Below are 23096 nucleotides of genomic sequence, written 5' to 3' on the forward strand. Positions count from 1 at the left end.
CGAGCACTTCCAACAGAGCGGTATGGCGGCGGGCCGGATCTGCCTCGTCGCTGCCCGGGAGCATCGGCTTCACCGCCTCTCGCGCGTTGTTCGCCTCATCACGCTGCATCACTTGCCTCCTTGCCGGTATTTGAGGATAGCGCCGTTCGCCTCCAGCCAGTCGGCCGCCTCGCCGCAGGTGCGGCAGGTCGGCAGCGCGATGCCGAGGGCGACAGCGGTGTCGAACATCGTCCAGCGCTGGGGGTGGGTGACGGGCGCCTCGCGCCATGAACGGTCCTCGCTCGCCGCCTCGCGCGTCGCGAATGTCTCGCAGCGATCCGCATAGGCGACCGCACCACGGTTGAAGGCCGACCGCCGCCCGCGACGGTCGAGTTCGGCAAAGCCGGGTTCGAGCGCCAGGAGCAGCCGTCCGCCCAGCGTCCGTCGCCGGCCGGCGACGGACGCGAGCCGCTCGAGCATGACGGACATACCAAGCGTGCCGACCCCGGCCAGCGCTGAAGCATGGGTATAGCGCAGACCGTAACCGTAGAGCGGCATGCCGAGTGCGTATTTGACCGCGTCGGGACCATCGCTCGCCCGACCGCGCGGTTTCATGTCCTGGCGGGCGACGACCATCCGGCGACCGATCTCGTCACACGCGGCTTGATGACGCTCGATGGCATAGCGGGCGACGCGCCAGGCGTAGCGCTCCTCCGAGCCATCCTGCGCATCGGCGAGCCACCGGCAGACATCGGCGAACGGCGCGGCAAGCAGCCCAGCGAACCCCAGGACATGATCTCCATCCATGCCGGCCGCCGCGACGACGCCACCCAGGGCATAGCGGCTGCGATTGGGGTGTCCGATGACCGGTGCATCCCAGCGCGGCGCGGCGACAGATGCATCGTCGTCACGTATGGCCGGCAGCGAGCGATAGTCGCTTGCCCGGCCTTGCGACGCTGCGGCGTTCGCGCCATTATCACTGTGCGCCTCGGCACGGTTCTGGATGAGTCTCGATGACATCCCTTTGCTGTGACAGCCGGCCCTGGCCCTGCATGGGGTAATGGCTCAAATATTTTCGCCTTGAGCCATTGCCGTACCCATGCGCACGACCAGGCGGCATGCTCTTCCCAAGGCTCAGGGAGGTGTCAAATGGGGGGGATGCGAGATAAGCGTTTCTCCGAAACGCAAGCGCGGCGACCCCGCCGCCGATCCCACCCCCCTGCCCCCTCTTCTCCCCAACTTTCACGCCCGGCGTTCACGCCGAAGGCGCGCTGATCGACGCGACGCCGGCGCGGCTGCGCGACGAATTCGGCCGCTGCCAGGATGCCGAACGCGCCCAGTTACGCGACATGCGGATCGAGAAGAACCGCTTGGCGGCGATCGCAAAAAGCGACCGGGCGGTACGCCGGTCCGTCATTGCCATGGCGAAGCTCGAACGTGAACTGGCCGGCGTGACCTTTCGTCTCACCGCCCGTGTCCATGACCGGAAGAAGGCCGTGCCGACGACGCGCCGCAAGCGCGTCGACTTGCCGCCACAGCGCCGCTTGCCGGGCATGGGCATCGCCATCGTGGATCGGCTGGGGCGGCGTGGGATCTTCGTCGAGGTGACCTCGGTCGGTGCCAATCAGGCGCGCTATCGGCCCGGCTGCGCGCGGGTCCATCTCAACTATATCTGGGCGGAGAATGCCGTCGAGCGGCTGGCGTCGGGCGCGCTGTCGCGCGCCTCGAACATGGGCGATACGCTCGAGCAGGTGGCGGCCGCGATGGACCTCAAGGAGGATGTGGCGCGAGCGTCGCGGGCCAACGCCAATATCGAGATCCGCATCATCGTCCGCCTGCCCGACGACATCAGTCCAGAGGCGCGGTTCACGATCCTCCATCAGATCTGCGAGGATTTTTTCGGGCGCAACGGCCTGCCCTATGCGGCGGCCGTCCATCCGCCCGATCCGCACAGCGACGACCGCAATTTCCACGGCCATATCCAGGCCGGGTTTCGGCCGATGCATCACGTCGGCGGCCATGAATGGGATGTCGGAACCGAGCTCAGGACCGACCTGTCGAGGCCCGAGGGCATGCGACTTCTCCGTGCCGTCGTCGCCGACACGATGACCGAGGTGTGTCGAAGCGAAGGGAAACAGCGCACCTACACATCACTGTCCAACCAGGAGCGCGGCCTCGCCCTCAGGGCGCTCAAGAAAGTCGGGCGCGAGCAGACCGAGGCGTATCGGCGCGGCGAATATGTCGGCGGCGTCGAGGAGAATATCCGCATCATCGCCGACAACCTGAAGCGTTACGCGACGCAGCGTGGACAATGGCTGAAGGAAAAGTCGACGGCATCGCGCGCGCCGCTCACGGTGGCGGCGGGCGAGACGCTGACAAGACCGCGTCCGGATCTGCGGGCGCCGGTCGGGATCGTCGATACCGTAGTGACTACCGCGGTCGGCAAGCCTCGCCGTGCGAGCCTGTCCGGTTCCCTTCGCCCCGCATCTGGCGGAGAAATGCTCACGCCATCATATGGGGTCGATCGTTCAAAAGCCGTCGTGCCGCGACCTGTCTCACAGGGCGTCGATGCCGATACGATGGAGCGTGTTCACCCGGGCATACCAAACCGCCCGACGACCAACGACGCAGCGCGCACGGTCCTGGCAGCTCCATTCAATATGTCTGCTGCGCCATTCCAAACGAGGCCACCGGTCGCCTTGATGCCGATCGTCCTGCCGTCTTTCTCATTTGTCGGCATCACGCTCGACCGCGTCCCGGTAACGCGCCCGGCGTTGCCGGCACCCGTACTGCCGGCAACGCCTGCCGCGCGTGCCGGAGCGTCGAATATCGACGATGCTCTCCTGCTGTTCCGATTGCGCACCGCGCAGAAAAAAGAGCGCGAAACGCTCGCCGCCAGACGCCGGACGCTTCTCGACCGGCATCTCTTCCAGCAGGGCGACCCGCACGCGCCGAGCCCGGAATATGCCGCCTTCCTGCTCGCCATCCGCGATGATCCGACGCTGCTGCGCTGGAAGCTCAAGTCGGGCGGCAAGCGCGACGTGCCGGTCGTGGCAAGACGGAACGAGGCGTTCGCCGAACGCTTCGCGGTATACATGCAGCACCCCGCCGTCCGACAGCAGGTGACGGCGCTTTTCAGCGATGCCGATGCCCCCGGCGCGTCGTGGCCGGCGGAACTGGCGAACGGGATGTGGCGCTATGAAGCGGGCCGCTATGGTTACGGCGCTGCGACGACGGCACGTGCGGGCTGGGTGGAAAACGATGCCCGCTTTCGCGAGCGCATCGAGCCCCTCCACCCGACTTCACCAATCCTCGAGACTATCGACGGGCTGGTGGTTCCCGGCACTCGCCACATTGCTCGCTGGGACGACGCCGATCTTGTTCGCCTGCTCTATCCAGGCGTCCAGGAACATTTCGTCGCGGCGTACCGGGAGCAGCAGGAAGAGCGCGTCGAATGCCTCACGGCCTTGGCGAACGGCACCGCCAGGGTCGAGCGTCGGCTGGTCTTCGCTGGTGCCGGTGCTGTGCGGCCAGTGGTGACGCCCCAGCCCGTGTCACCCGCGTTGGCGGACGCCTTTATGCGCTGGCGCGATGACCCCGACTTCTACCTCGATACCGGGTCCAACGGGGCTGCCGCCAAGGCGGCCGCGGAGCGGGCCGCGCGGTGCGCCAATCCCCATCGACGTGCGCTGGCGGCCGCTCGCGATGCCGGCGATCCACCTGCCGTCCTGCGCCTGCTCGAGGACCGGATCGCGGCCTCACGGCCGAGCGACGAGGCCGTAGACGATAGCGGGAAGACATCAGCTGGGCCGGATTCTCTCCGGGAGTCGGCAAAGCTTCGGGGCCGGAAAAAAGATCCCATGGGTGCGGGGCAGTGCCGTTTAGGGCAAACTGATCTTCCCGTTTGTCGTGAAGGAGGTTGCCCATGTCCGTGCCATCTCATGCTGCTGTCAGCACGCAGTTGAACGCCATATTCGTATCTCTGGAACTAAGCCGCTCCACGTGGCTGGTGACGTCGCTGTCACCAGGGCGGGGCGAGCGTATCTCGCGACATCAGGTCAAGGGGGGCGACGTTCCGGCGCTGCTTGAGCGTTTCGAACAATTACAGGCGAAAGCGCGGACTCGGACAGGCGAACAGTATCCGCTAGTTGTCATCCAGGAGGCTGGCCTCGACGGCTTCTGGATACATCGTTGCCTGGTCCAGGAACGCGTTGAAAGTTACGTCGTAGATGCTGCCTCTATCGCGGCCTCCAGACGCAGTCGGCGAGCCAAGACCGACAAGCTTGATGGCGAAGCTCTGGTACGTACGTTGCTGGCCTACAAACGCGGCGAGCCGCGGGTTTGTGCTATGGTGGCAGTGCCAAGCGTGGAGGACGAAGATCGCCGTCGCGTTTGCCGCGAGCGGCGCTCGTTGGTCGCCGAACGGGTTCGCCACGTCAACCGGATCAAGGGCCTGCTGTTCGCTCAGGCGTCGGCGACTTCGAGCCGCTACGCGCTAACCGCCGAACTCGGCTGGACGAGCTTGTTACCGGCGACAATCGTCCTCTCCCAAAACACGTTCGTCGCGAGATAGAGCGTGAACTCGACCGGCTGGAACTGGTTATGGGACAGATCAAGGAGGTTGAACGCGAACGGGACGCCTTGCTTGAAACGAAGACGGCAGATGGGGACGAGAAAGCAGGAAGCGCCCGGCTCCTTGAACTGCGCGGCATCGGTCCTGAGTTCGCTTCGGTCCTGCAGGGGGAGGGCTTCTTCCGTAGCTTCAGTAACAGGCGGCAGGTAGCGGCCTACGCCGGCCTTGCTCCCTCGCCTTGGCAAAGCGGCGCCATGGACCGCGAGCAGGGTGTCTCCAAGGCGGGCAACAAGAGGTTGCGCACGATGATGATTCAGGTCGCATGGCTATGGCTTCGACACCAGCCCGAGTCCGAATTGACCCTCTGGTACGCGGATCGGGTCCAAGCAAATGGCGGTCGTATCAGGCGTGTGATGATCGTGGCGCTCGCCCGCAAATTGCTGATCGCGTTGTGGCAGTTTTCCTCGGCCGGCGTCGTGCCCAAGGGGGCGCTGCTCAAAGCTGCTTGAACAAACCAGTTATACGAGTTCCTGCAGGGCATCGTCCCTGCCGGATGCAAGGTGGACGGACCGTTCGCGTCTCTTGGCTTGAAATGCCGAAAAAAAGGTTGGTCCCGTCTTCTGAGCCAGACCCGACGCAAGCGGGATTGTGGTGCAGCCGTGACTGAGCGGCGACCGGATGTGAGGTTAGAGCGGACCGGTCAGCGGGACGCTTATTGCAACAGGCTCAGACCAGCTATCCGTCATCGAGAGGGCAACGGTTCATGATATAAAGATCCAAATGTTTTGCCGAGATAAGTAGCAGACATTGCCGAGTGATCGCGACTTGGGCATCATCGGACTATGAAACCCTTGATCTTCCCGATCGTGGCAGCGGCTTTTCTGATCGCTACGCTGGGATGCGCAAGTCACACCGCCGTGACGCCGTTCAATGTGGTCGTCCGCGGATCCTCATCGTCATGCACCCTCGCGGTGGATGACCGCATAGTCACGACTGCAGAGCTGCTCGAAATTGCGCGTCCGGAAGCGAAATCAAGGCGAAGAGCCAGATCAACTGGGCTACGGAAGAGACACCCTACCGATGCATAGGGGGCGCTATTTACGCCTTACAGCTGGCCGGGTTCAAAGATGTTGCGACGCCGGCGGAACCGCTTCAGTAACTGCGACCGCAGGCTCAGCAGTAGCTGACAAAAAGAAAGCGACCGTGCCGGGTATTGCACGATCGCTTGACTAAGTAATCCCCATGTGAGGACGCTCGCGCGGCACCGCACCACGACGATCCTGACGCATCCAGCAATGCATCAGGCCATCGCTCGGCAACGGGCATCGGCCGGCAACCGCGCGCCGATCATGAAGCGTGCGACGCTTGCACCGACCGCCGACCGCGTCCGCACGCGCCCACCCACGGCGTCGAGCATCGAACCGTGTCGTCAGGAAAAGGAGAAGAACGATGACTATGTCAGATGGTGTGACGAGGCCCGGACCGACCGGACCCGCGCTGGCAATGAAAAGCCGTGATGGCGGTGGGCAGCAGCCCACCACTCTTATTCAAAAGCGAGAGGGGAAGAACCCGAAGGAGGGAAAAAGAGGTGGGCAAGAGCCAGCCTCGCCCCTCAGGGTTCTTCACACTGCCACGGCCTCGCACCGCGAGGTTCCAGCCCAATCCGCCCGGCCACCTCCCCGGTCCGTGCCGTCTTCTGATGGTGCGAACGGGGCTGGTCGCCCTGCGCTCCTGAAAGCGATAAAACCCGTGCTTCCCCATCATATCCTCACTGCCGTGACGATCCTCGACATCGATCTCGGCCATCACCTCGGTCGCCCCCTGCCGACCATCATCGGGGCCGGCGCCTTCACCGGTCGCGTCGATCGCGGCGCGGTCGACTTCACGCTCGATACCTTTGTGCTGGCGCCGACCGACACCTCCTCCAGCCTGCTCTCCTGGCTCGATCTGGCGCTGTATGACGAGCACGCCACGGTGACCGGCTATGATCTTGGCAAGGTCACCGCCGCGCTCGACGCCTTGCCGGATGCGGGCTGGTCCTCGGCCCTTCGCCAGCTGAGCAGATACGGCCATCGGCGGCTCATCGATACCGTCTTGCGCGGGCCGGATCACCAGGCTCTCGAATTCGTCGACGCCGCCCTGTCGGCCGGCATCCCAACCACGGTCCCCGACAGCGACCTGACGTTCAACGCCTGGATGACCGGTCGCCAGGCGGTGCTTGCCGGCCGGCTGGCCACCGACGCGATTGCCAGCTGGCGGCTCACGATGAGCCTCATCGCCGACCGCAGTTCGCTCGGGCACCGCGTCAACGCGGCGATCGAGCGACATCTGATCGACTGGTTGCACCGTCAGGGCACTCCTGCCGCCGCCCTCCACCTCGACAGCCTCGCCCGCACCGGCGGCTGAACCTCCTCTCCGACAAAAGGTAATTTCATGTTCGACACCATCATGGCGCGCGGCTTCGAGCCGCGCGCGACCGCCATCGCCGCCCGCACGATCGGTGGCTGCTATCAGGCGTGCTATTATCCCGACACCCGGCCGCTGATCGGTCTTGCCGTCTTCTCGGTGATCCCGGCAGACGATGGCTATCGTTTCACCACCGAAGCGCGCGCATTGCGCGATGGCGAACTGCCGGACGCGCTCCTGGGCTGGCTGGAGGAGCGGATGCCGGCTGACGGCGCCATCATCAGCTGGGATCACTGGTGGTCCCTGCCCGCCCGTCTGACGGCGTTGGCCGACGATCGTCGCGAGCGTATCCGTGCGGCGGCCGCTGATACCACGTCCCGCTGGCGCGATCTGCCGCGATCGGTGACCTGGCATCTGCGCCATGCAGTTGCCGCGTCGATGCCCTGCCTGTGCACCACGGGCGACCCCGAACCGTGCCGTCCGGCACTGCCAGCCGCGCTGCTTCCCGATCCCGCTGTCACCGAGCAGACCCTCATCAGCGAGGCGGTGCGCGGCTGGACGACATGGGCGAGCCTGTTCCGTGACTTCGACGATGCGAATTCGCCTGCGCAACAAGCGCTCACCGCCGCCCGCGACTGGCGCGCCGGTCGTACCGACGCCGCCCGGTGATGCGGCCAATTCCGTCTCCCTCACATTTCAAAAAGGTATCGCAATGATGAACGCCATGACCAATCTGCCGCTGCACGCCCGCCGCGTCGTCAGCATCCGCCCGGTCTCCGCTACCGGTTGGACCGCGATGACCGGCGACCGCCGCGCCACCCATGCCGGTGCCGCCGCCAACTATCACTACATCACGCGCACGAGAGGTGAGGATGCGCGCGGCGTCATCGACTTCCGGTCCCGTGACGACCTCGTCGCCTCCGGCCTCGAACTACCGGCCAGCCATCCGAAATGGGCAGTCGAAGAGGGACGGATCTGGCGCGAACTCGACGCGGCGACCGATGCCATGCCCGCGGACGTCGTGCGGGCCTGGCATGTCGTCGTCAGCCTGCCGGCCGTACGTGATAGCGACGACTGGATCGACATCGTCCGCGACTATGCCGATGGCATTGCCGCATGGGGACCCGCGGTCGCGTGGGCGATCCATGCCCGCGGCGACGGTGCCGGCGGCTGGGCGATCCCGCCGCATGCGCACCTGCTCATGACGACACGCGTCTGGAAACATGAGGCCCGCCATGGCGAGACGGTCGGCAGTTGGTCGGGGCCTGCCATGCGCGAACGGCTTCACAGCCGGTGGCTGGAGAAGCTGCCCCTGGCCATGCGGGATAACGCCATCAGCCCCTACCAGGTCGGTGTCACGACGCGCGCGCATCCCGATTGCTCGCGCCTGATGGCGCTGTTCGGCCCCAGGACGCCGACCAGCGCCCCTGCGAAAATCTCGAAGTCGCGCCGGCGTCGTTACCGTATCCGGAAAGGAGATGAGACGTCATCCGGGCTATCGTCATAACCTGACCGGACATGAATGCGGCGATGATTGCGGTTCGTCGCATCGCGCGGTCTAAAGAATCGTTCAATTGCTGGTGTTCAATCTCCTTTAGACGGCCGGTCTTCCAAAAAGCTTTTACTGCTCACCAGCCTCCGCCCTCCTTTCATGTTGATATCTACGGCCCCCCGCGGACGGGAGCATTATCAGACCGGATGACCCGTCAAGTTACAGAACCATTGAGGAGGGAGGAGACTTAAGCGCGATGGTTTACGAGCAAGCCTATGCACGCTGCCCAGGCGGCGCGACGGTTGCCGGGCGTGTGACACGCGGTGGTCAGCACAGCTGGTCAGTCGTCGACAATGAGGTCATTTGGGCGTTCCTGTCACGCCATCGGCGCTAAGCCGAACTACGGCAGCTCGGCCCCAGAGCACGAAGCCGCTGCGCGGCAGTGGTGTTCGCGGTGAAGTAGCGCGTCAGCACTGAGGTTTGGCCCTGCGGCAGCGGGGGCAGACGATGGAGATCCTTCAACAAGAGGAAATCCATCATGGCTACTGCACTTGTCGAACCGACAGTTACCCCGCTGCGCCAGCGGATGCTCGACGATATGGCGATGCCTTCAATGCGGGGGCGGACCCAGCACGACTATGTCCGCCACGTCCGCGCCTTCGCGGCCTTTCTCAGACGCTCGCCGGATACCGCGACCGCCGAAGATGTGCGACGCTTCCAGGTTCACCAGCGTGAACATGGCGTCAGCGAGTCCGTCATCGGCGCAACGGTATCGGCGCTGCGCTTCCTGTTCGCCGTGACGCTCGACCGGCCCGACCTGTCGCGCAAGCTGGTGCTGGCGCCGCGTTCCCGCAAGCTGCCCGACGTGCTGAGCGTCGAGGAGGTCGGACGGCTGCTGGAGGCGGCGCCGGGCATCAAGTACCGGGCCGCACTCGGCGTGGCCTATGGCGCCGGTCTACGCGTGTCGGAGGTGGCGCACCTCAGAGCCGACGACATCGACAGCGAGCGCATGCTCATCCGCATCGAGGAGGGGAAAGGCCGCCAGGACCGCAACGCGATGCTGTCGCCGCAACTGCTTGAGTTGCTGCGGCTCTGGTGGCGCGAGGGCAAGCGGCGCAGCGTTCTTTTACCGCACGGCTGGCTGTTTCCGGGTCGCAGCTACACCGACCCGATCTCGACGCGGCAGTTGCACAGTGCGGTTCACGAGGCAGCCGAGGCGGCCGGCATCCGCAAGCGCGTCAGCCCGCACACGCTGCGGCATAGTTTCGCCACCCACCTGCTCGAGCAGGACGTCGACATCCGCGTCATCCAGGTGCTGCTCGGGCACAGCAAACTCGAGACCACCGCGCTTTACACCAAGGTCGCGACGCGCACGATCCGCGCGGTGACCGGCCCGCTCGACCAGTTGATGGCGCTGATGGAGGGCAGGACGCCGGCCGGGTAACACCCACGTGCGCGCCTCCATTGAGGTCGCCGATATCTTCCGCGCAGCCGGTCCTGCATACCGGGTCGCTCGTGCGGGGCATCTGAGCCTCGACCAGCTCAAGGTCATGTCGGCCATCGAACATTGCCGCACCGCCGTCATGGGCGGACATGTCGAGGCCTGCACCGACTGTGGCCACTGGCGGGTCACCTATAACAGCTGCCGCAACCGGCACTGCCCACGCTGCCAGGCGCGGCGGCCCGCACCTGGCTCGCCGAGCGCGAGGCCGACCTGCTGCCGGTCGGCTACTTCCACGTCGTCTTCACGCTGCCGGCCGACGTTGCCGACATCGCGTGGCAGAACAAGGCGGCGGTCTATGGGTTGCTGTTCCAGGCCGCGTCCGGGACGATGACGACCATCGCCGCCGACCCGAAGCATCTGGGCGCACGCATCGGCATCACCGCCGTGCTTCATACATGGGGCTCGGCCATGACCCACCATCCGCACATCCATATGATCGTGCCGGGTGGCGGGCTGTCGCCGGACGGCAGCCGCTGGATCTCGTCACGTCCGGCGTTCCTGCTGCCGGTGCGGGTGCTGGGCAAGCTGTTCCGCCGCCTGTTCTTGACGCGGCTGATGGCGCTGTACGAGGCCGGGCGGCTCGCCTTCCATGGCAGCCTCACGCATCTTGCCGACCGGCGTACGTTCCTGCGCCACCTGGCCCCGGTCCGGAAGAAGCGCTGGGTCGTCTATGCCAAGCCGCCGTTCGCCGGGCCGGAGACAGTGCTCGCCTATCTGTCGCGCTATACCCACCGCGTCGCGATCTCGAGCAGCCGGCTCCTGCGCTTCGACCAGACCGGCGTCACCTTCCGCTACAAGGATTACCGCCGGGGCGGCGCCGACCGCCAGCAGGTCATGACGCTGGCCGCCACCGAATTCATCCGTCGATTCCTGCTTCACGTCCTGCCAAAAGGCTTCCACCGCATCCGCCACTACGGCCTGCTCGCCGGCGCCACTCGCAAGGCGCATCTCGAACGCGCCCGCGAACTGCTTGGCGCCGTCCCGCCCGTCACCACTGCTGAGCCGGTCGAACCCGATGACGCCCGCCCGCCATGTCCGTGCTGCGGCGGGCGCATGCTCGTCATCGAAACCTTCGAACGCTGGCGCCAGCCCCGCGCTCCGCCACACCACCCTGCATCGACCCGGACCACCACGTCATGAACCCGGCATGGCCACAATACATCCCGTCCCGCAGCCCCTGCGCTTCCGGCAATGGTGCCGCTCGCGCCGGCGATGTCACCTGCCGGGCCAATGTCCATCCGGTGCCCCAGCTCCGGGCACAATCAATGCAGAATGCAACTCATGGACGCTGTCCTGCCTGCCAACGTCGGGGACCCGAACGACCGCGACGCCCGCCTCTCACCAAGCAAAACCCGAAAACCCCATAGGTTACCGCTCGCGGCCCGCGGCTTCTTGCTTTGGAGGAAATCGTACACCTGCCGGTGCCCGATTTCCTTCACATGTCCGGCCATTCACGTCCCCTTCCTCGCTTCTCAAAAGCAGCCGCCCGTTCATGTGGATTTCGATGGAACTCAGGTGATTTGCGGAATGACATGTCACAGTAGGACTGGGCCGTTGAGCGTTAAAACCGTCGCATTGAGCGGCATTATGTTCGTTCATCATTGGCGCTCACCACGCGATAGCCAATGATACCGTAGCGTAGGGAACGAGCGTTGCGGTCGTACCGGAAGGCGCGTCCAGCCGCCGCAGCTGATTGTCTCGCACCAGTGCCAACACTTCGGCCTGCAGCGTTGCCTTGGCGCCGCCAAGACTGACCGCTGCGACAGGGATATCCCGCCGCTGCCATAAGCCCGGGTGCCGCTGTCTGCTGCGTAGAAGCCGTCCCATCCTATACCCACGGTAAGCGGCAGTCCCAGCGTGGGTCCATTTTCCCGCTTCGAAAGCTCGAACGACGGTGCGATGCCCCCGATGGTGTAGAAACCGCCATTACCTCGCGTTCGCCGCGTTACCGCCAGTCGCGGCTTCAGCCGCCCAAGGTGGTCATCGGCAGAGTAAAGAAAAGTCAGGCTCGCTTCATGCGACGTCGTAGCGATGGCGTTGGGACTGGTCTTGATCGTGTAGGTGGCTGCTGCGGTGACGCCTTTCACAGGCCGCCAGGCGATGCCAAGCAGGTTATTGCTCTCGTACCAGCTACGCGGGCGCGCCCTCTCATCGGAGCGGGGCGCATGAAAGCCGTTGGAGCTCTGCCCGATCAGGAACAGCGCGCCCTCCCCTTCTCCGCCCTCCTGACGGCGAAGCACGACCGCGCCGCCTACCGAGAAATGAAAGGGGACGCGGCCAAGATCCGCATTGTCGTCGTCATACGCGCCACGCGCATAGTCGCCGTTACGCAGGTCGATCGACACAACTGGATGAATGTTTCCCGACCCGACATCGGTTTCCGACAACGTCGCATCTTCGGTATCGGCGAACGGGATGGTCTGCGCACCTGCCGGCGCCGTGACGACGAGTGCCACGGCAGCCGGCAATGCCCTTGATGGTCGCATCACGAGGTCCGGCGGACCATCCATACGGTATCGCCAGCGTCATCGACGACGAAGATCGCACCGTCCTCACGGGCTTGGACACTGACCGAGCGGCCATAGACATCGCCCTTCTTCTCATCGGCGACGAACCCGGTCAGAAATGGCTGCGGCGCACCGGTCGGCCGGCCATTCGCGAACGGCACCGCCAGCACGTCATAGCCGATGAAGCTCGACCGGTTCCACGAACCGTGTCGGGCAACAAAGGCCGTTTTGCCCGCATCCGTTCCCTTGTTGAAGGCAAGACCCAGCGCTGCGGCATGCGGACCGACCGCGACGTCGGGCATCAGCGTGGTTGCGAGCAGATCGCGTTTCTCGTTGGGATGCCGTGGATCCTGCTTGCCATAATAGCTGTACGGCCAGCCGTAGAAGCCTCCTTCACGAACGCCGACCAGATAGTCGGGGGAAATATCGTCGCCCAGTTCATCCCGTTCGTTTACCGCAGTCCATAAGGTGTTGCTCGAAGGTGCCCAAGCCATGCCGACCGGGTTGCGCAGACCCGAAGCGTATAGTCGCTCACGCCCGGTTGCGAGATCCACCGCGAGGATCGCGGCGCGGCGCTTTTCTTCGTCCATTCCATGCTCGCCGACGTTGGAAGCGGAACCCACGGACACATACAAGGTGCGCGCGTCGGGGCTGAGCAGCAGGTTGCGCGTCCAGTGATTGTTATAGCCCCCGGCAGGTAGCGAGATCAGGGGAGCGGGCGCTGCGGTAATCCGCGTTTGACCCGGTTGATAGGGGAAGCTGACCACGCCGTCGGTATTCGCAACATAGAGTCGTCCGCTGGCGTATTGCATCCCGAACGGCTGGTTGAGCCCTTCACGCAGTACGAAGCGCTGTTCGGCGATGCCGTCCCGGTTCGCGTCGCGGAGAAGCGTGATGCGATTTGCGCTAAATCCGGTCGTCTTGGAAAGCGCCTGTCCGCGCTGCACCTCCGGCTCGGCGTCGAGCTTCGGCTTGGTCCGGGCCTCTGCAACTAGCACGTCACCATTTGGCAGCAGCAACGCCTGGCGTGGATACTCAAGGCCGCCGGCGAACTTCACCACCTCATAACCGCGGGGCGCCACGGGCTTGCGCCCTTCTGGCCAGCCGATCGTGCGCGGATGGTTGACCACAGACTCGGTAGCGTATGGCTCTGCCTGCGGTTGGAGTCCAACGACTTGCGGATTACGCTGGGCTTGTACGGGGCCAGTGATCAGCGTGGTAGCGAGGCAGACGTGAGTGAATACGATCTTGTTCATGGAAGCTCCCGGCTTTGCGTCGGGATGAACCCCTGGGATCAGTCATATATCCAAGCCGAAATGCGCAACGCTGGTATGCCCGCCGGTTGACCCACAAGCCGACATTCGTAGGCTCTTGTCGGCTGCCCAATATCGGCCATTCATTCATCAGATCGATGCGCCGCACCTGCACGCCAATCCATTACACAGGCGGTTGGAAGCGCTTACTGATGAGATCCCTGGTTTGGCGGTCTGACCGCAATTGGTCAGAGGTTTTGATCTGGAAAACACTGCCCGCTCGTTGCGCAACAGCGTCACCACTTAAATGGGCGACATACGAGGTCGTCGTGATGCGATGCATGGTCTGTGCAACGCCGTCCGGAAGTGAAATCGTGCCATTTTCCTTGGCGGTCGCGACCTGGGGCTGTACGACTGCAGGGATGTAGAGGATGACTGCTGCGCAAGGGAAAACCCCTGAGCTACGGTTTTTTAGGATCGCCCGTTGGCGCGAGCGGGAACGAAGTTTAGCACGAGGAAGGCGATCCCGGCGCCGGCCATGATTGCGCCTGCCCAAAGGATCGGTCCAAAGATCCATCCTTGAGCAAGAAGGGCGGGCGCGACGCTCACGACCAGCGAAAGCCAGCCGCCGGTCCGCAACATTTTACACCGCGCTGCCTGCGGACATGCCCCGAACCGACGGCGATGATGCGCCTCGGTCGCCAGGCCAAGCAGGAAGAACGCGGCGCTGCCGAGCAGGAGTGACAGGATGCTCATTCGGCGGGCTCCGGAACCGTGGAGGCGGTGGCGGCTTCAGCCCTGCGAACGCGCTTTGCAGCGGGGCGATGGTGCGCGACGCGGCGGGCAAGCAGCAAAAACCCTATTCCGAAGACCGAGATCGCCGCATCGATGCCAGCGATCATCAGGTCGCCTATCGCCAGCGACGCGAACAACCCGCGATCGGTCGCGACGACGTCGTACATTGGCAACACAGCGAGCAGCACCCCGGTCACCGCGAATAGCGAAGGCCAAACGCGCGCCGGCCTGACGACGAAGGCCGTCAGCGCCGCGGCAGCCCAAGCGATGAACAGCATGTGCATCTCCCAATCGGCGCGTCCGCGAAGTGCTACCGGGAGTAGGCGGTTGGCCCAGAAAAAGCACGTGATCCCGAGCGGGAAACCGCCGATCACCGCGACGTTGAGCCGCTCGACGAGGCGGAACCCGAGATGCGGCCGGGTCGGATCGAGCAGGCGCTCGCGACGCTTGACGGTCCATAGCACGAGACCGCTCGCGACCATCAGCGTGCCCGCGATCCCGCACAGGAAGTAGAGCCAGCGGCCGCCGTCGCCTGCAAACCGTCCGGCGTGGAGCCCGATCATCGCGCCCGCGGTCTCGGCAGCGGCGCCCGGTGGCGGCGAACGCCAGACGAGGCGCCCGGTCACGCCGTCATAGGTCAGTCGCGGCGTCCGCGAGGACAGCATCGAATTGGCGCTCTGGCTGATCGTGACCCGTGCAGCGGCGTCGCCGGGATCGCTGACCTCGATGAAACTGGCGGGCGCGCCGAGTCGGCGTTCGGCGTCGGTCGCGATCCGTCGCAGATCGATCAACGGCGTGGGACGGCCGGTCCGCTCGACCACGTTGGCGGCCGGGAACAGCGCGGCGAACAGGGTATTCTGATCATTATAATTGGCGACGACCGCCCACGGCATCAGAAGCGTCATCAACGTGACCAGCCCGGTATAAGTGATCATCAGGTGGAACGGCAGCGCCAGCACCGCGGTCGCATTGTGACCGTCGAGCCAGGATCGCTGGCCCTTGGCACGTCGCAGCGTGAAGAAGTCCTTGAAGATCTTCTTGTGCGTGACGATCCCGCTGACGATCGCCACCAGCATCATCATGGTCGCGAACCCGACCAGCCACCGCGCCCAGATCACCGGCATGTAGTGGAGATCGAAGTGGAAGCGGTAGAAGAACTCCCCGCCCCGCGTCTCGCGCGCCTGCGCGACCTGTCCGTCGGCACCGATCAGTGCCTGCGTGTCGCCGCGCCCTCGCCTGCCTCGCCTGCCACGTTCTTCGCCGGGCTTGGGTTGCGGCACCCAGAAGACTTGCGCACCGGGCGATCGTTCCGTCGCTACCGGGATAATCCAGCTCTTCGCATCGGGCGCTTTGCGAGCAAGGAACGCTTGCGACCCTGCCAGCACGCGCATCGGCTGTTCGACGCGCGCGATCTCGGGTCGCATCCAGCGGTTAAGCCCCTCGCGCCAGAACGCGATCGTGCCGGCGACAAAGACGAGGAACAGGATCCAGCCAAGCAGCAATCCGGACCAGGTGTGCAGGAACGCCTGCGACTGACGGAAGCCCTTGCTCATACCCGCCCCGTCGCGCCGATCGATATCCACGTGATTGCGGCCGCAACCGCCGCTGCGAGGCCGAGTGTCCAGATCGCGCGCCAACCGCTACGGGCCGCGAACGCCCACATCGCCGCAAGCGAGCACAAGGCGAGCGCGATCAGCGCGGCGGTGACGGTCGCCTCGGCACGATCCCCCGGCAGCAGCCGCGCAAGCGCCATCGCCCACAGGCTCGCAGTTGCATAAGCGAGCGGCACGGAGGCAACGACGCGCAGCGCGATGTCGCCGCGCCGCGCCCATCGCGCACGGGCATGCGCATCGCCCGCCGTCATTCGAAGCTGTACCGAAGCGTCGCGAACGCGGTGCGCGGGCTGCCGTAGTAGTTGCCGCGGCCGGTGGCGGCGATGCGCGCGTAATAGGTCTTGTCGAGTACGTTCGCGACGTTGACCGAGACACCCACCCTCTCGTTGAACTTATAGCCTGCGCGCAGGTCGAGCACCGCATAGCTTGGCTGGCGGACGATGGTGGACCGGGTGCGCAGCGTACCGTCGGCGTTGAACACCGCCGCATTGCCGCCATAGGTCGAACTGAACCATGTCACGCTGCCGCCAAGGCTCGCGCCTGCCAGTGACCCATCGACCGGGGCGTAGTTGGTGAACGCCTTAACCATGTGCTTCGGCACGATCGGCACCAGTGGCAGCCCCTCGAACGCAGTGGTCTGGTCCTCCAGATACTTAGTCTTGGTGTAGGTATAGCCGCCATTGATCCGCCAGCCGGGTAGGATCTCGCCGGTCGCCTCGGCCTCGATACCGCGCGAGCGGACCTTGCCGGTCTGAAGCACGACGGTCTGAATGTCGGGATCGTTGAACAACCTGTTGGTCTGTGTGATCTGATACGCTGCCGCAGACAGCAACAGGCGATCGTTCATCAGCGAAAGCTTGGTGCCCGCCTCATATTGCGCACCGACCAGCGGCTCGATCTGCTGCCCGTCGGGACGTGCCCGGCCGACCGGTGCCGCCTGCGGTGTGAAGCTGTCGGCATAGCTCGCATAGAGGTTGAGCTGCGACGTCAAGTCCCAGACGATTCCGGCATAGGGCGTGAAGCGGTTGTCGATCCCGTAGCGGGTCGACGGTGGCAAGACACCGCTTGGTGTCAGCAACGTGGTCGTCGTGGTATCCCACCATGTCACGCGGCCGCCACTGATGAGCGTCAGGCCGGCGAGCGGGCTCATTCGCATCTGCCCATAGATGCCGTACTGCTCGACGTCGGTCGAGGAACCGCCATAGACCTGCAGCGCGCAATTGGCAGGCGTGATCGTGGTGCTGGAATTGGGACAGGTCGCCCCCGTCCCCTGCACCGGATAATACGGCGACGCGCCATACGGGTTCAGCGGCGGCTCGAACGGCGATACAGGGTTGTACACGTCGATCCGCGCATAATTGGACAGCCGGGTGAAATAGGACGTGCCCGAACTCGCCTGATAATCTGTGCCGAGGATCAGCGTCTGGTCGCGCCCGAACAGTGGGAAAGTGCCTATGCCGTTGAAGTCGAACGATCGCGTCTGCTGCTTACTGTCGCCGCGATAGGCGATGTGGCTGGTCGAGCCGTTGGTCGCGGTGACCGGCTGGTTGCCGATATAGCTGTAGATGTCGACGCGATCGACGTCGGTGAACAGGCCGGTCGCGCGCAACGTCCAGCGATCGCTGATCTTGTGCGCGAGTTCGGCGAACCCGGTCCAGGTCTCGGCGTTGAACCGGTTCCAGTCGGCGCCGAGATAGGTCGATCGCTTCACGTCGAGCAACTTGCCGTCGCTGCCGTCCGCGCCACCGATGATGCCGGCCAGGCCCGACTGCACCGCTGGACGGAAACGGTCGTAATAGCCGCCGACCGTCAGCGTTGTGCGCTCGCCGATCTCAAGCGAACCGACTGCGAACCCGCCAATGCGGTTGCGGTGCGCGTTTGCGAAGAACTGATCCTGGTCCTGTGCCATTGCACCGAACCGTAAGCCTGCCTTGGTGCTGATTGGCGTCGAGACGTCGAGCTCGAAGCGTAGATTGTCGTAGCTGCCGGCACCGGCGCTAGCCTGCATCTTGAACGCGTCGAGCGGTCGCTTACGCACCATGTTGATGCTGCCCGCCGGATTGCCCGATCCGCTAAACAGACCTGCCGGGCCGCGCAGCACTTCCAACCGGTCGTAGAAGAACAGGTCCGGCACGGCGGATGGGAAGTTGAACGCAAAACTCGGGACGCCGTCGATCAGGTAATTGGTGATCGCGAACCCGCGCGAGAAGAACGACGGATCCTCGCTGCCGACGCCATTGACTGTGATGCCATTGGTCGCGGTCAGCGCGTCTTCCAGCGTAAACAAGTTCTGACCCTCGATCTGATCGCGATCGATCACGGTAATGGTGTTCGGCGTGTCCTTGAGCGGCGTCACAGTCTTGCCGACCGCACGACCATAGCTTTTGCCGATCACCATGATTTCGTCGGACTTCTGCGCATCGTCCGATCCGGAGGCCGTTTCCACGGTCCTTGGCTCCTCAGCCGGAGCTGGCAAAGGTGCTCCGACAAACGCTGCACTCGCCAGCAATATACTCGAAAAACTCATACTGAACCCCCCGTTATCGGGAGGCCTCTATGTCATATGCTGTTGCGAGTCACTAGCAATATAACGGTTTTGTCATGATCGTTGAGGCGAGCGCGAGCAGGCGCAAGTTTAACCTATTGAGATTCGCAAAAATATTATGTCTCACGAGGCTTATAGATCGCCGGCCGCGCCTGTTGATTTCAGCGCGCGATGGATAGCAATTCTGACCCAATTCCGGTCGTTCTAGACGCATCTGCCGCTTCCCAACTTCCGACATTCGTTAATGGGCACCGGCACTCTTTTTGGACCTTTGCAATCGTCGCGTCGACCAATTGCCGGATCGTCTTCGTCAGGATACATCATCCCCGCTGACCTGCTCCGCTGGAGACGGTCGGCATGATCGCGTCGGTGCCCCGGAAGGGGCTTAATAGGGAACGCGGTGAGGGTGGTTCGCCACCTGAAGCCGAGGCTGTCCCTGCAACTGTAAGCGGCGAGCGCGATGCATTTCGCTTCTTCCTGCAAAGGAAGGGGCAGCCACTGGGCCAGACGTTACGTCATTAGGGCCTGGGAAGGCCGTGCATCGTGCGAGGACCCGTGAGCCAGGAGACCTGCCGGCGTCTGGTCGCTCTTGCCTGGCCCAGGGGGTGGCCGCGGCACGGTACTCCGTCGAGCGACGACGTGTGCGGTGGGGACCGCACGGGCATGCGTGCCGGTCGCAATCGCGTCCGGCTGGCGCGGATGTCGGCCGTTCGCGGGAGGTCCCTGCCGGGTTCGCTAGACGCCCGGGGGATTACCGTAATGCCGTTCCTATTGTCTCGCCTCGCGCTCGCGGACGCTATTCTGTCGCCTGTCTTCGCAGCACCGCTCGACGCGCAGTCCGCGCCGGATCCCGATACCAAGGACATCCTGATCGTCGGACAGTATGCCCAGGACACGCTCACCACGCCGAATGGGACCGGCAGCCGCCTGGGCCTTACGCCGCTCGAGACTCCCGCTACGCTGTCGGTCATCGACGGCGCCACGATCCGCGCGCGCGGCGATATGTCGGTGATCGACGCGACGAGCCGCGCACCGGGCATCAGCAACGCGGGCAATCCCGGCAATGGCGGCACCGCACTCGCCGCGCGGGGGTTCAGCGGTCAGGGATCCGTGCTCCAGCTCATCGACGGCATCAGGCTGTTCCCGGCGGCCGGCACGATCACCTTCCCGACCGATCCGTGGATGGTCGAGCGGATCGACGTCCTGAGTGGTCCGGCCTCCGTGCTCTACGGCCAGGGCGCGCTGGGCGGCGCGGTGAATGTCCTGATGCGCAAACCCGATACGCAGCGGACGCACGTGGAGGGCGAGATCGGCTATGGGTCGCAGGACAGCTTCCATCTCGCGGCGGGCGCAGGGGGGCCGATCACCGAGCGCCTCTCCTACCGCATCGACGGCAGCTATCGCCGGTCCGACGGCTTTGTCGATCGCGGCCAGTCGCGCAGCCATGCCGTATCGGGCACGCTGCGCTGGGCACCGACCGACACGCTCGTCGTCACTGCGCGGGACGATTATGGCAACCAGAAGCCGATGCGCTATTTCGGCACACCGCTGATCGACGGTCGGCTCGACGACCGCATCCGGGAGCGCAACTACAACACACGTGACGGCTTTATCCGGTACCGCGACAACCGTACCAGCCTGCAGGTCGACTGGACGCCGAGCGATGCGGTCACCGTCAGCAACCAGGCCTATCGCCTCATCTCGAAACGCTCCTGGCTCAATCTCGAAAGCTATTGCTGGATCGCCGCGGACGGGGTCTGCGCCAACGGCAGCGGCAACACCGGCACACCCGGAGGCGTCCTGCGCACCGACATGACCGGCATCGTCCACGACCAGACGCAATGGGGCGACCAGGGCAGCGTGACGTTCAGGACGGGCATCGCCGATGGCGTCGGCAACGCTTGGTAATGGGCTTCGACGTCAACCTCATCAAACTGACCTATTCGCACAATTTCGGGTCTGACCCGCAGGTTTCGGAGGTCGATCCCTTCGCGTTCGATCCCGGTCTGATCATCGACACGCAAGGCATCGCACCGCGCTATCGCACACGCACGACCGAATATGCGGTCTTTGCCGAGGACCGGCTTAAGCTCGGCACGCACATCTCGATCGTCGGCGGCGTCCGCTACGAACGCGACACGATCCGCCGCTGGTCGATCGACTATCCGGGCGGCACCGGCACCGAGACGTTCGTACTCGACAAGCGGCTGCACAATGTGACCTGGCGGATCGGGAGCGTTTATCAGCCGATCCCGACGGTGTCGCTCTATGCGCAATATGCCACCGGCGTGGACCCGCTGGGGACGCTGACGACCTATTCGACCGGGCAGGTGCAGTTCAGCAACGCGGTCGGCGACCAGGTCGAGGTCGGCGCCAAGGCGGTGTTCCTCGACGGTCGCGGCACCGCCACCCTCGCCGCCTACCGCATCGTCAAGAAGCGCCTGCTGGCACAGCTGACCCCGACGAGCCCGGTCGAGCAGGTAGGCCAGCGATCGGCCAAGGGTATCGAGGCCGCGGTATCGCTCGATCTGCCTTATGGTGTCGGGATCGATGCGAACGGCAGCATACTCGACGCGACGTTCGACGACTTCGTCTCCGGCGGCACGCGCTTCGATGGCAATACCCCGCCGGACGTGCCCGAGACGCCCGCCAATCTCTCGCTGCGCTGGAACGCGACGCACGCGCTCCAGGCACGCGCCGGGCTGCGCTACGTTGGACGACGCTATTCGGACAATGCGAACAGCTTCCGCGTCCCCAGCTACACCATGGTCGATGCAACGCTCTCCTATGCAATGACGCCGCAGTTCGCGGTCGACATCCACGCCTACAACCTGTTCGACCGCAACTATGCGATCAGCACGTACAATAACCAGCAGTGGGTCCTTGGCCGTGCCCGGTCAGTCGACGTTTCGCTTCGTGCCAGCTTTTAACTCCCTCAGGTGGCCGGGGCTTGGCAAGAGTCCCCGGCGCTGGCTGTACCTCGTACATCGCTGGATCGGCATCGCCAGTTGCCTGTTCTTCGCCATGTGGTTTCTGTCCGGGCTGGTGATGCTCTACGTGCCCTATCCCTCCCTCTCGCCAGCGCAGAAGCTGGCTGGAAGCGATGTGATCCACTGGGCAGCGGTGGACGTGCCGCCCCCGCTGGACGGGGGACGGCTACCGAAGGATCTGTTGCTCGAGATGCGCGACGGCACGCCTGTTTGGCGCGTGACCGGGTGGGATGGAACGCACACCACTTTCGCCGCCAGTCGCGGTACCGTCTTGCGACCAGTCGATGCTCTTTATGCCTGTCGGGTCGCTGGCCGCTTTGGCAACGCACCGACGAAGCACGTAGAACGGCTGACCCGGGATCAGTGGACGGTTGCTGGCGGCTTCGATCGGCACCGTCCCCTTTGGAAGGTTGCGCTGGCCGACGCCTCCGGCACGGAGGCCTATGTGTCTTCGAATACTGGCTCCGTCGTTCAAGTGACCACCCGTCGCGAGCGGTTCTGGAACTGGCTCGGCTCGGTGCCGCATTGGCTCTATCCGACGGTTCTACGACAGGATCAAACGGCCTGGCGTCAGGTCGTGCTGTGGGTGTCTGGTCCCTGCATCGCCGCGGCGGTCGCGGGGATGTGGATTGGCATACTGCGGACCCGCATCGGCGCACGTCGCTTCAAAGGTGGGCGAATGACGCCCTACAACGGCTGGATGCTCTGGCATCATGTCGCGGGACTGGTGGGTGGTCTATTCTTGATCGCCTGGATCTTCAGCGGATGGCTGTCGGTCGATCCCGGCCATCTGTTTCGCGGGACGAAGCCAGACGAGGCGGCTATGCGGATCTATCAGTCCTCTGATCCGATGCCGGACCTAGCACTCGACCGGCTCCGCATAGCAGGCGAGAGTGCGGTGATAGCGCAGTTGACTGACTATGCGGGAACCCCCCCTCGTCCTGCTGTCCTATCACGACGGGCGGCGAGTAGTGTTGAATGCGGTCACACTCGCGCCATCCCAAGCTACAGAGGTGACAACCGTAAGGGCCGCACGCCAACTGGAGAGTGCTGCGCCGCTACTCTCGGTCGATCGCCTGACGGCGCCCGATGCATACTGGTATGCGGTCGGAACGCGCCCGCATCTGCCGGTTTTGCAGCTGCGGTTCGCCGATCCGGCACAGACTTGGCTCTATATCGATCCCGTTACCGGAGAGGTTCTCCGAACCGTCGATGAGCGGCAGCGGACGTACCGCTGGGTATTCGATCTCCTCCATAAATGGGATCTGAACACACTGACGCTGCATCGCCCGGCCTAAGATGGTCTGATCTGGCTGTTCTCCATCGCCGGTGTGGTGACGCCGATAAGCGGCATCTGGCTGGGATGGAAAAGACTTATACGATGACTGGGCGGACCCAATACCAGACGTCTAAACCGCCGTGCCCGCTTCCCAAAAGCA

The 23096-nt window shown here is 64.4% G+C and carries 17 protein-coding genes, 2 pseudogenes and 1 riboswitch; of the genes and pseudogenes, 11 read left to right on the forward strand and 8 right to left on the reverse strand.

The features are described from left to right. Positions 1-108: 108 nt before the first annotated feature. On the reverse strand, positions 109-999 hold the full coding sequence (locus NI18_RS15645; protein ID WP_037531253.1) for a hypothetical protein: 891 nt from the start codon (positions 997-999) through the stop codon (positions 109-111). Positions 1000-1319: 320 nt separating this feature from the next. Then, positions 1320-2000, reverse strand: a complete 681-nt coding sequence (locus tag NI18_RS24500) for a hypothetical protein (RefSeq protein WP_128082259.1) — start codon at positions 1998-2000, stop codon at positions 1320-1322. 84 nt (positions 2001-2084) lie between these two features. Here NI18_RS24500 and NI18_RS15650 point away from each other — a divergent pair, with 84 nt between their 5' ends. From NI18_RS15650 to NI18_RS15685, 8 genes and pseudogenes are all read left to right on the forward strand, one after another. Then, positions 2085-3944, forward strand: coding sequence for a hypothetical protein (locus NI18_RS15650; RefSeq protein WP_128082260.1), 1860 nt, complete (start codon positions 2085-2087; stop codon positions 3942-3944). After that, a pseudogene (locus NI18_RS15655) lies at positions 3905-5061 on the forward strand (IS110 family transposase). Before NI18_RS15650 ends, NI18_RS15655 begins: the two are co-directional and overlap by 40 nt. A 735-nt stretch (positions 5062-5796) precedes the next feature. Next, a complete protein-coding gene (locus NI18_RS15660; protein WP_037531257.1) occupies positions 5797-6069 on the forward strand; it encodes a hypothetical protein in 273 nt (90 codons plus the stop codon). Positions 6070-6328: 259 nt separating this feature from the next. Then, positions 6329-6958 carry a hypothetical protein gene (locus NI18_RS15665; protein ID WP_037531259.1) on the forward strand — a complete coding sequence of 210 codons (630 nt, stop codon included), beginning with the start codon at positions 6329-6331 and terminating at the stop codon, positions 6956-6958. A gap of 42 nt (positions 6959-7000) precedes the next feature. Then, complete coding sequence (locus NI18_RS15670) at positions 7001-7627, forward strand: hypothetical protein (RefSeq protein WP_306286457.1); 627 nt, start codon at positions 7001-7003, stop codon at positions 7625-7627. Between the two features lie 43 nt (positions 7628-7670). Then, positions 7671-8465 (forward strand): MobA/MobL family protein, encoded by a 795-nt coding sequence (locus NI18_RS22485; protein WP_052149239.1) that lies wholly within the window; start codon positions 7671-7673, stop codon positions 8463-8465. Positions 8466-8988: 523 nt separating this feature from the next. Beyond that, the gene (locus NI18_RS15680) at positions 8989-9894 is read left to right on the forward strand and encodes a tyrosine-type recombinase/integrase (protein ID WP_037531264.1); all 906 of its coding nucleotides are present in this window, start codon (positions 8989-8991) and stop codon (positions 9892-9894) included. Between the two features lie 34 nt (positions 9895-9928). After that, a pseudogene (locus NI18_RS15685) lies at positions 9929-11094 on the forward strand (IS91 family transposase). A 458-nt stretch (positions 11095-11552) separates the two neighbouring features. Here the strand turns inward: NI18_RS15685 and NI18_RS15690 are convergent. The 6 genes from NI18_RS15690 to NI18_RS15715 all read right to left on the reverse strand — a co-directional run bounded on the left by NI18_RS15690 (position 11553) and on the right by NI18_RS15715 (position 18568). Next, a complete protein-coding gene (locus tag NI18_RS15690; RefSeq protein WP_052149240.1) occupies positions 11553-12410 on the reverse strand; it encodes a hypothetical protein in 858 nt (285 codons plus the stop codon). Between the two features lie 29 nt (positions 12411-12439). Further along, entirely contained in the window at positions 12440-13717 is a 1278-nt protein-coding gene (locus NI18_RS15695) for a sorbosone dehydrogenase family protein (protein WP_084215241.1), read from the reverse strand. 468 nt (positions 13718-14185) lie between these two features. Next, positions 14186-14470, reverse strand: a complete 285-nt coding sequence (locus NI18_RS15700; protein ID WP_052149241.1) for a DUF3325 domain-containing protein — start codon at positions 14468-14470, stop codon at positions 14186-14188. Then, positions 14467-16062: a PepSY-associated TM helix domain-containing protein gene (locus tag NI18_RS15705; RefSeq protein WP_037531266.1), complete on the reverse strand. Its 1596-nt coding sequence runs from the start codon at positions 16060-16062 to the stop codon at positions 14467-14469. The genes NI18_RS15700 and NI18_RS15705 overlap by 4 nt, the downstream gene beginning before the upstream one ends. Then, positions 16059-16373, reverse strand: coding sequence for a hypothetical protein (locus NI18_RS15710; protein ID WP_037531268.1), 315 nt, complete (start codon positions 16371-16373; stop codon positions 16059-16061). The genes NI18_RS15705 and NI18_RS15710 overlap by 4 nt, the downstream gene beginning before the upstream one ends. Next, positions 16370-18568, reverse strand: a complete 2199-nt coding sequence (locus NI18_RS15715) for a TonB-dependent siderophore receptor (protein WP_306286458.1) — start codon at positions 18566-18568, stop codon at positions 16370-16372. The genes NI18_RS15710 and NI18_RS15715 overlap by 4 nt, the downstream gene beginning before the upstream one ends. 449 nt (positions 18569-19017) lie before the next feature. Then, positions 19018-19259, forward strand: a riboswitch (cobalamin riboswitch). Positions 19260-19426: 167 nt separating this feature from the next. Here NI18_RS15715 and NI18_RS27210 point away from each other — a divergent pair. The 3 genes from NI18_RS27210 (at position 19427) to NI18_RS25170 (ending at position 22955) form a co-directional block, all read left to right on the forward strand. Further along, positions 19427-20575, forward strand: coding sequence for a TonB-dependent receptor plug domain-containing protein (locus tag NI18_RS27210; protein WP_306286459.1), 1149 nt, complete (start codon positions 19427-19429; stop codon positions 20573-20575). Beyond that, positions 20509-21597 (forward strand): TonB-dependent receptor, encoded by a 1089-nt coding sequence (locus NI18_RS27215; protein ID WP_306286460.1) that lies wholly within the window; start codon positions 20509-20511, stop codon positions 21595-21597. Before NI18_RS27210 ends, NI18_RS27215 begins: the two co-directional genes overlap by 67 nt. 1073 nt (positions 21598-22670) lie before the next feature. Continuing rightward, positions 22671-22955: a hypothetical protein gene (locus NI18_RS25170; protein ID WP_052149242.1), complete on the forward strand. Its 285-nt coding sequence runs from the start codon at positions 22671-22673 to the stop codon at positions 22953-22955. Positions 22956-23096 lie beyond the last annotated feature (141 nt).

Source organism: Sphingomonas sp. Ant20, from assembly GCF_000783375.1.
GTDB lineage: Bacteria > Pseudomonadota > Alphaproteobacteria > Sphingomonadales > Sphingomonadaceae > Sphingomonas > Sphingomonas aerolata.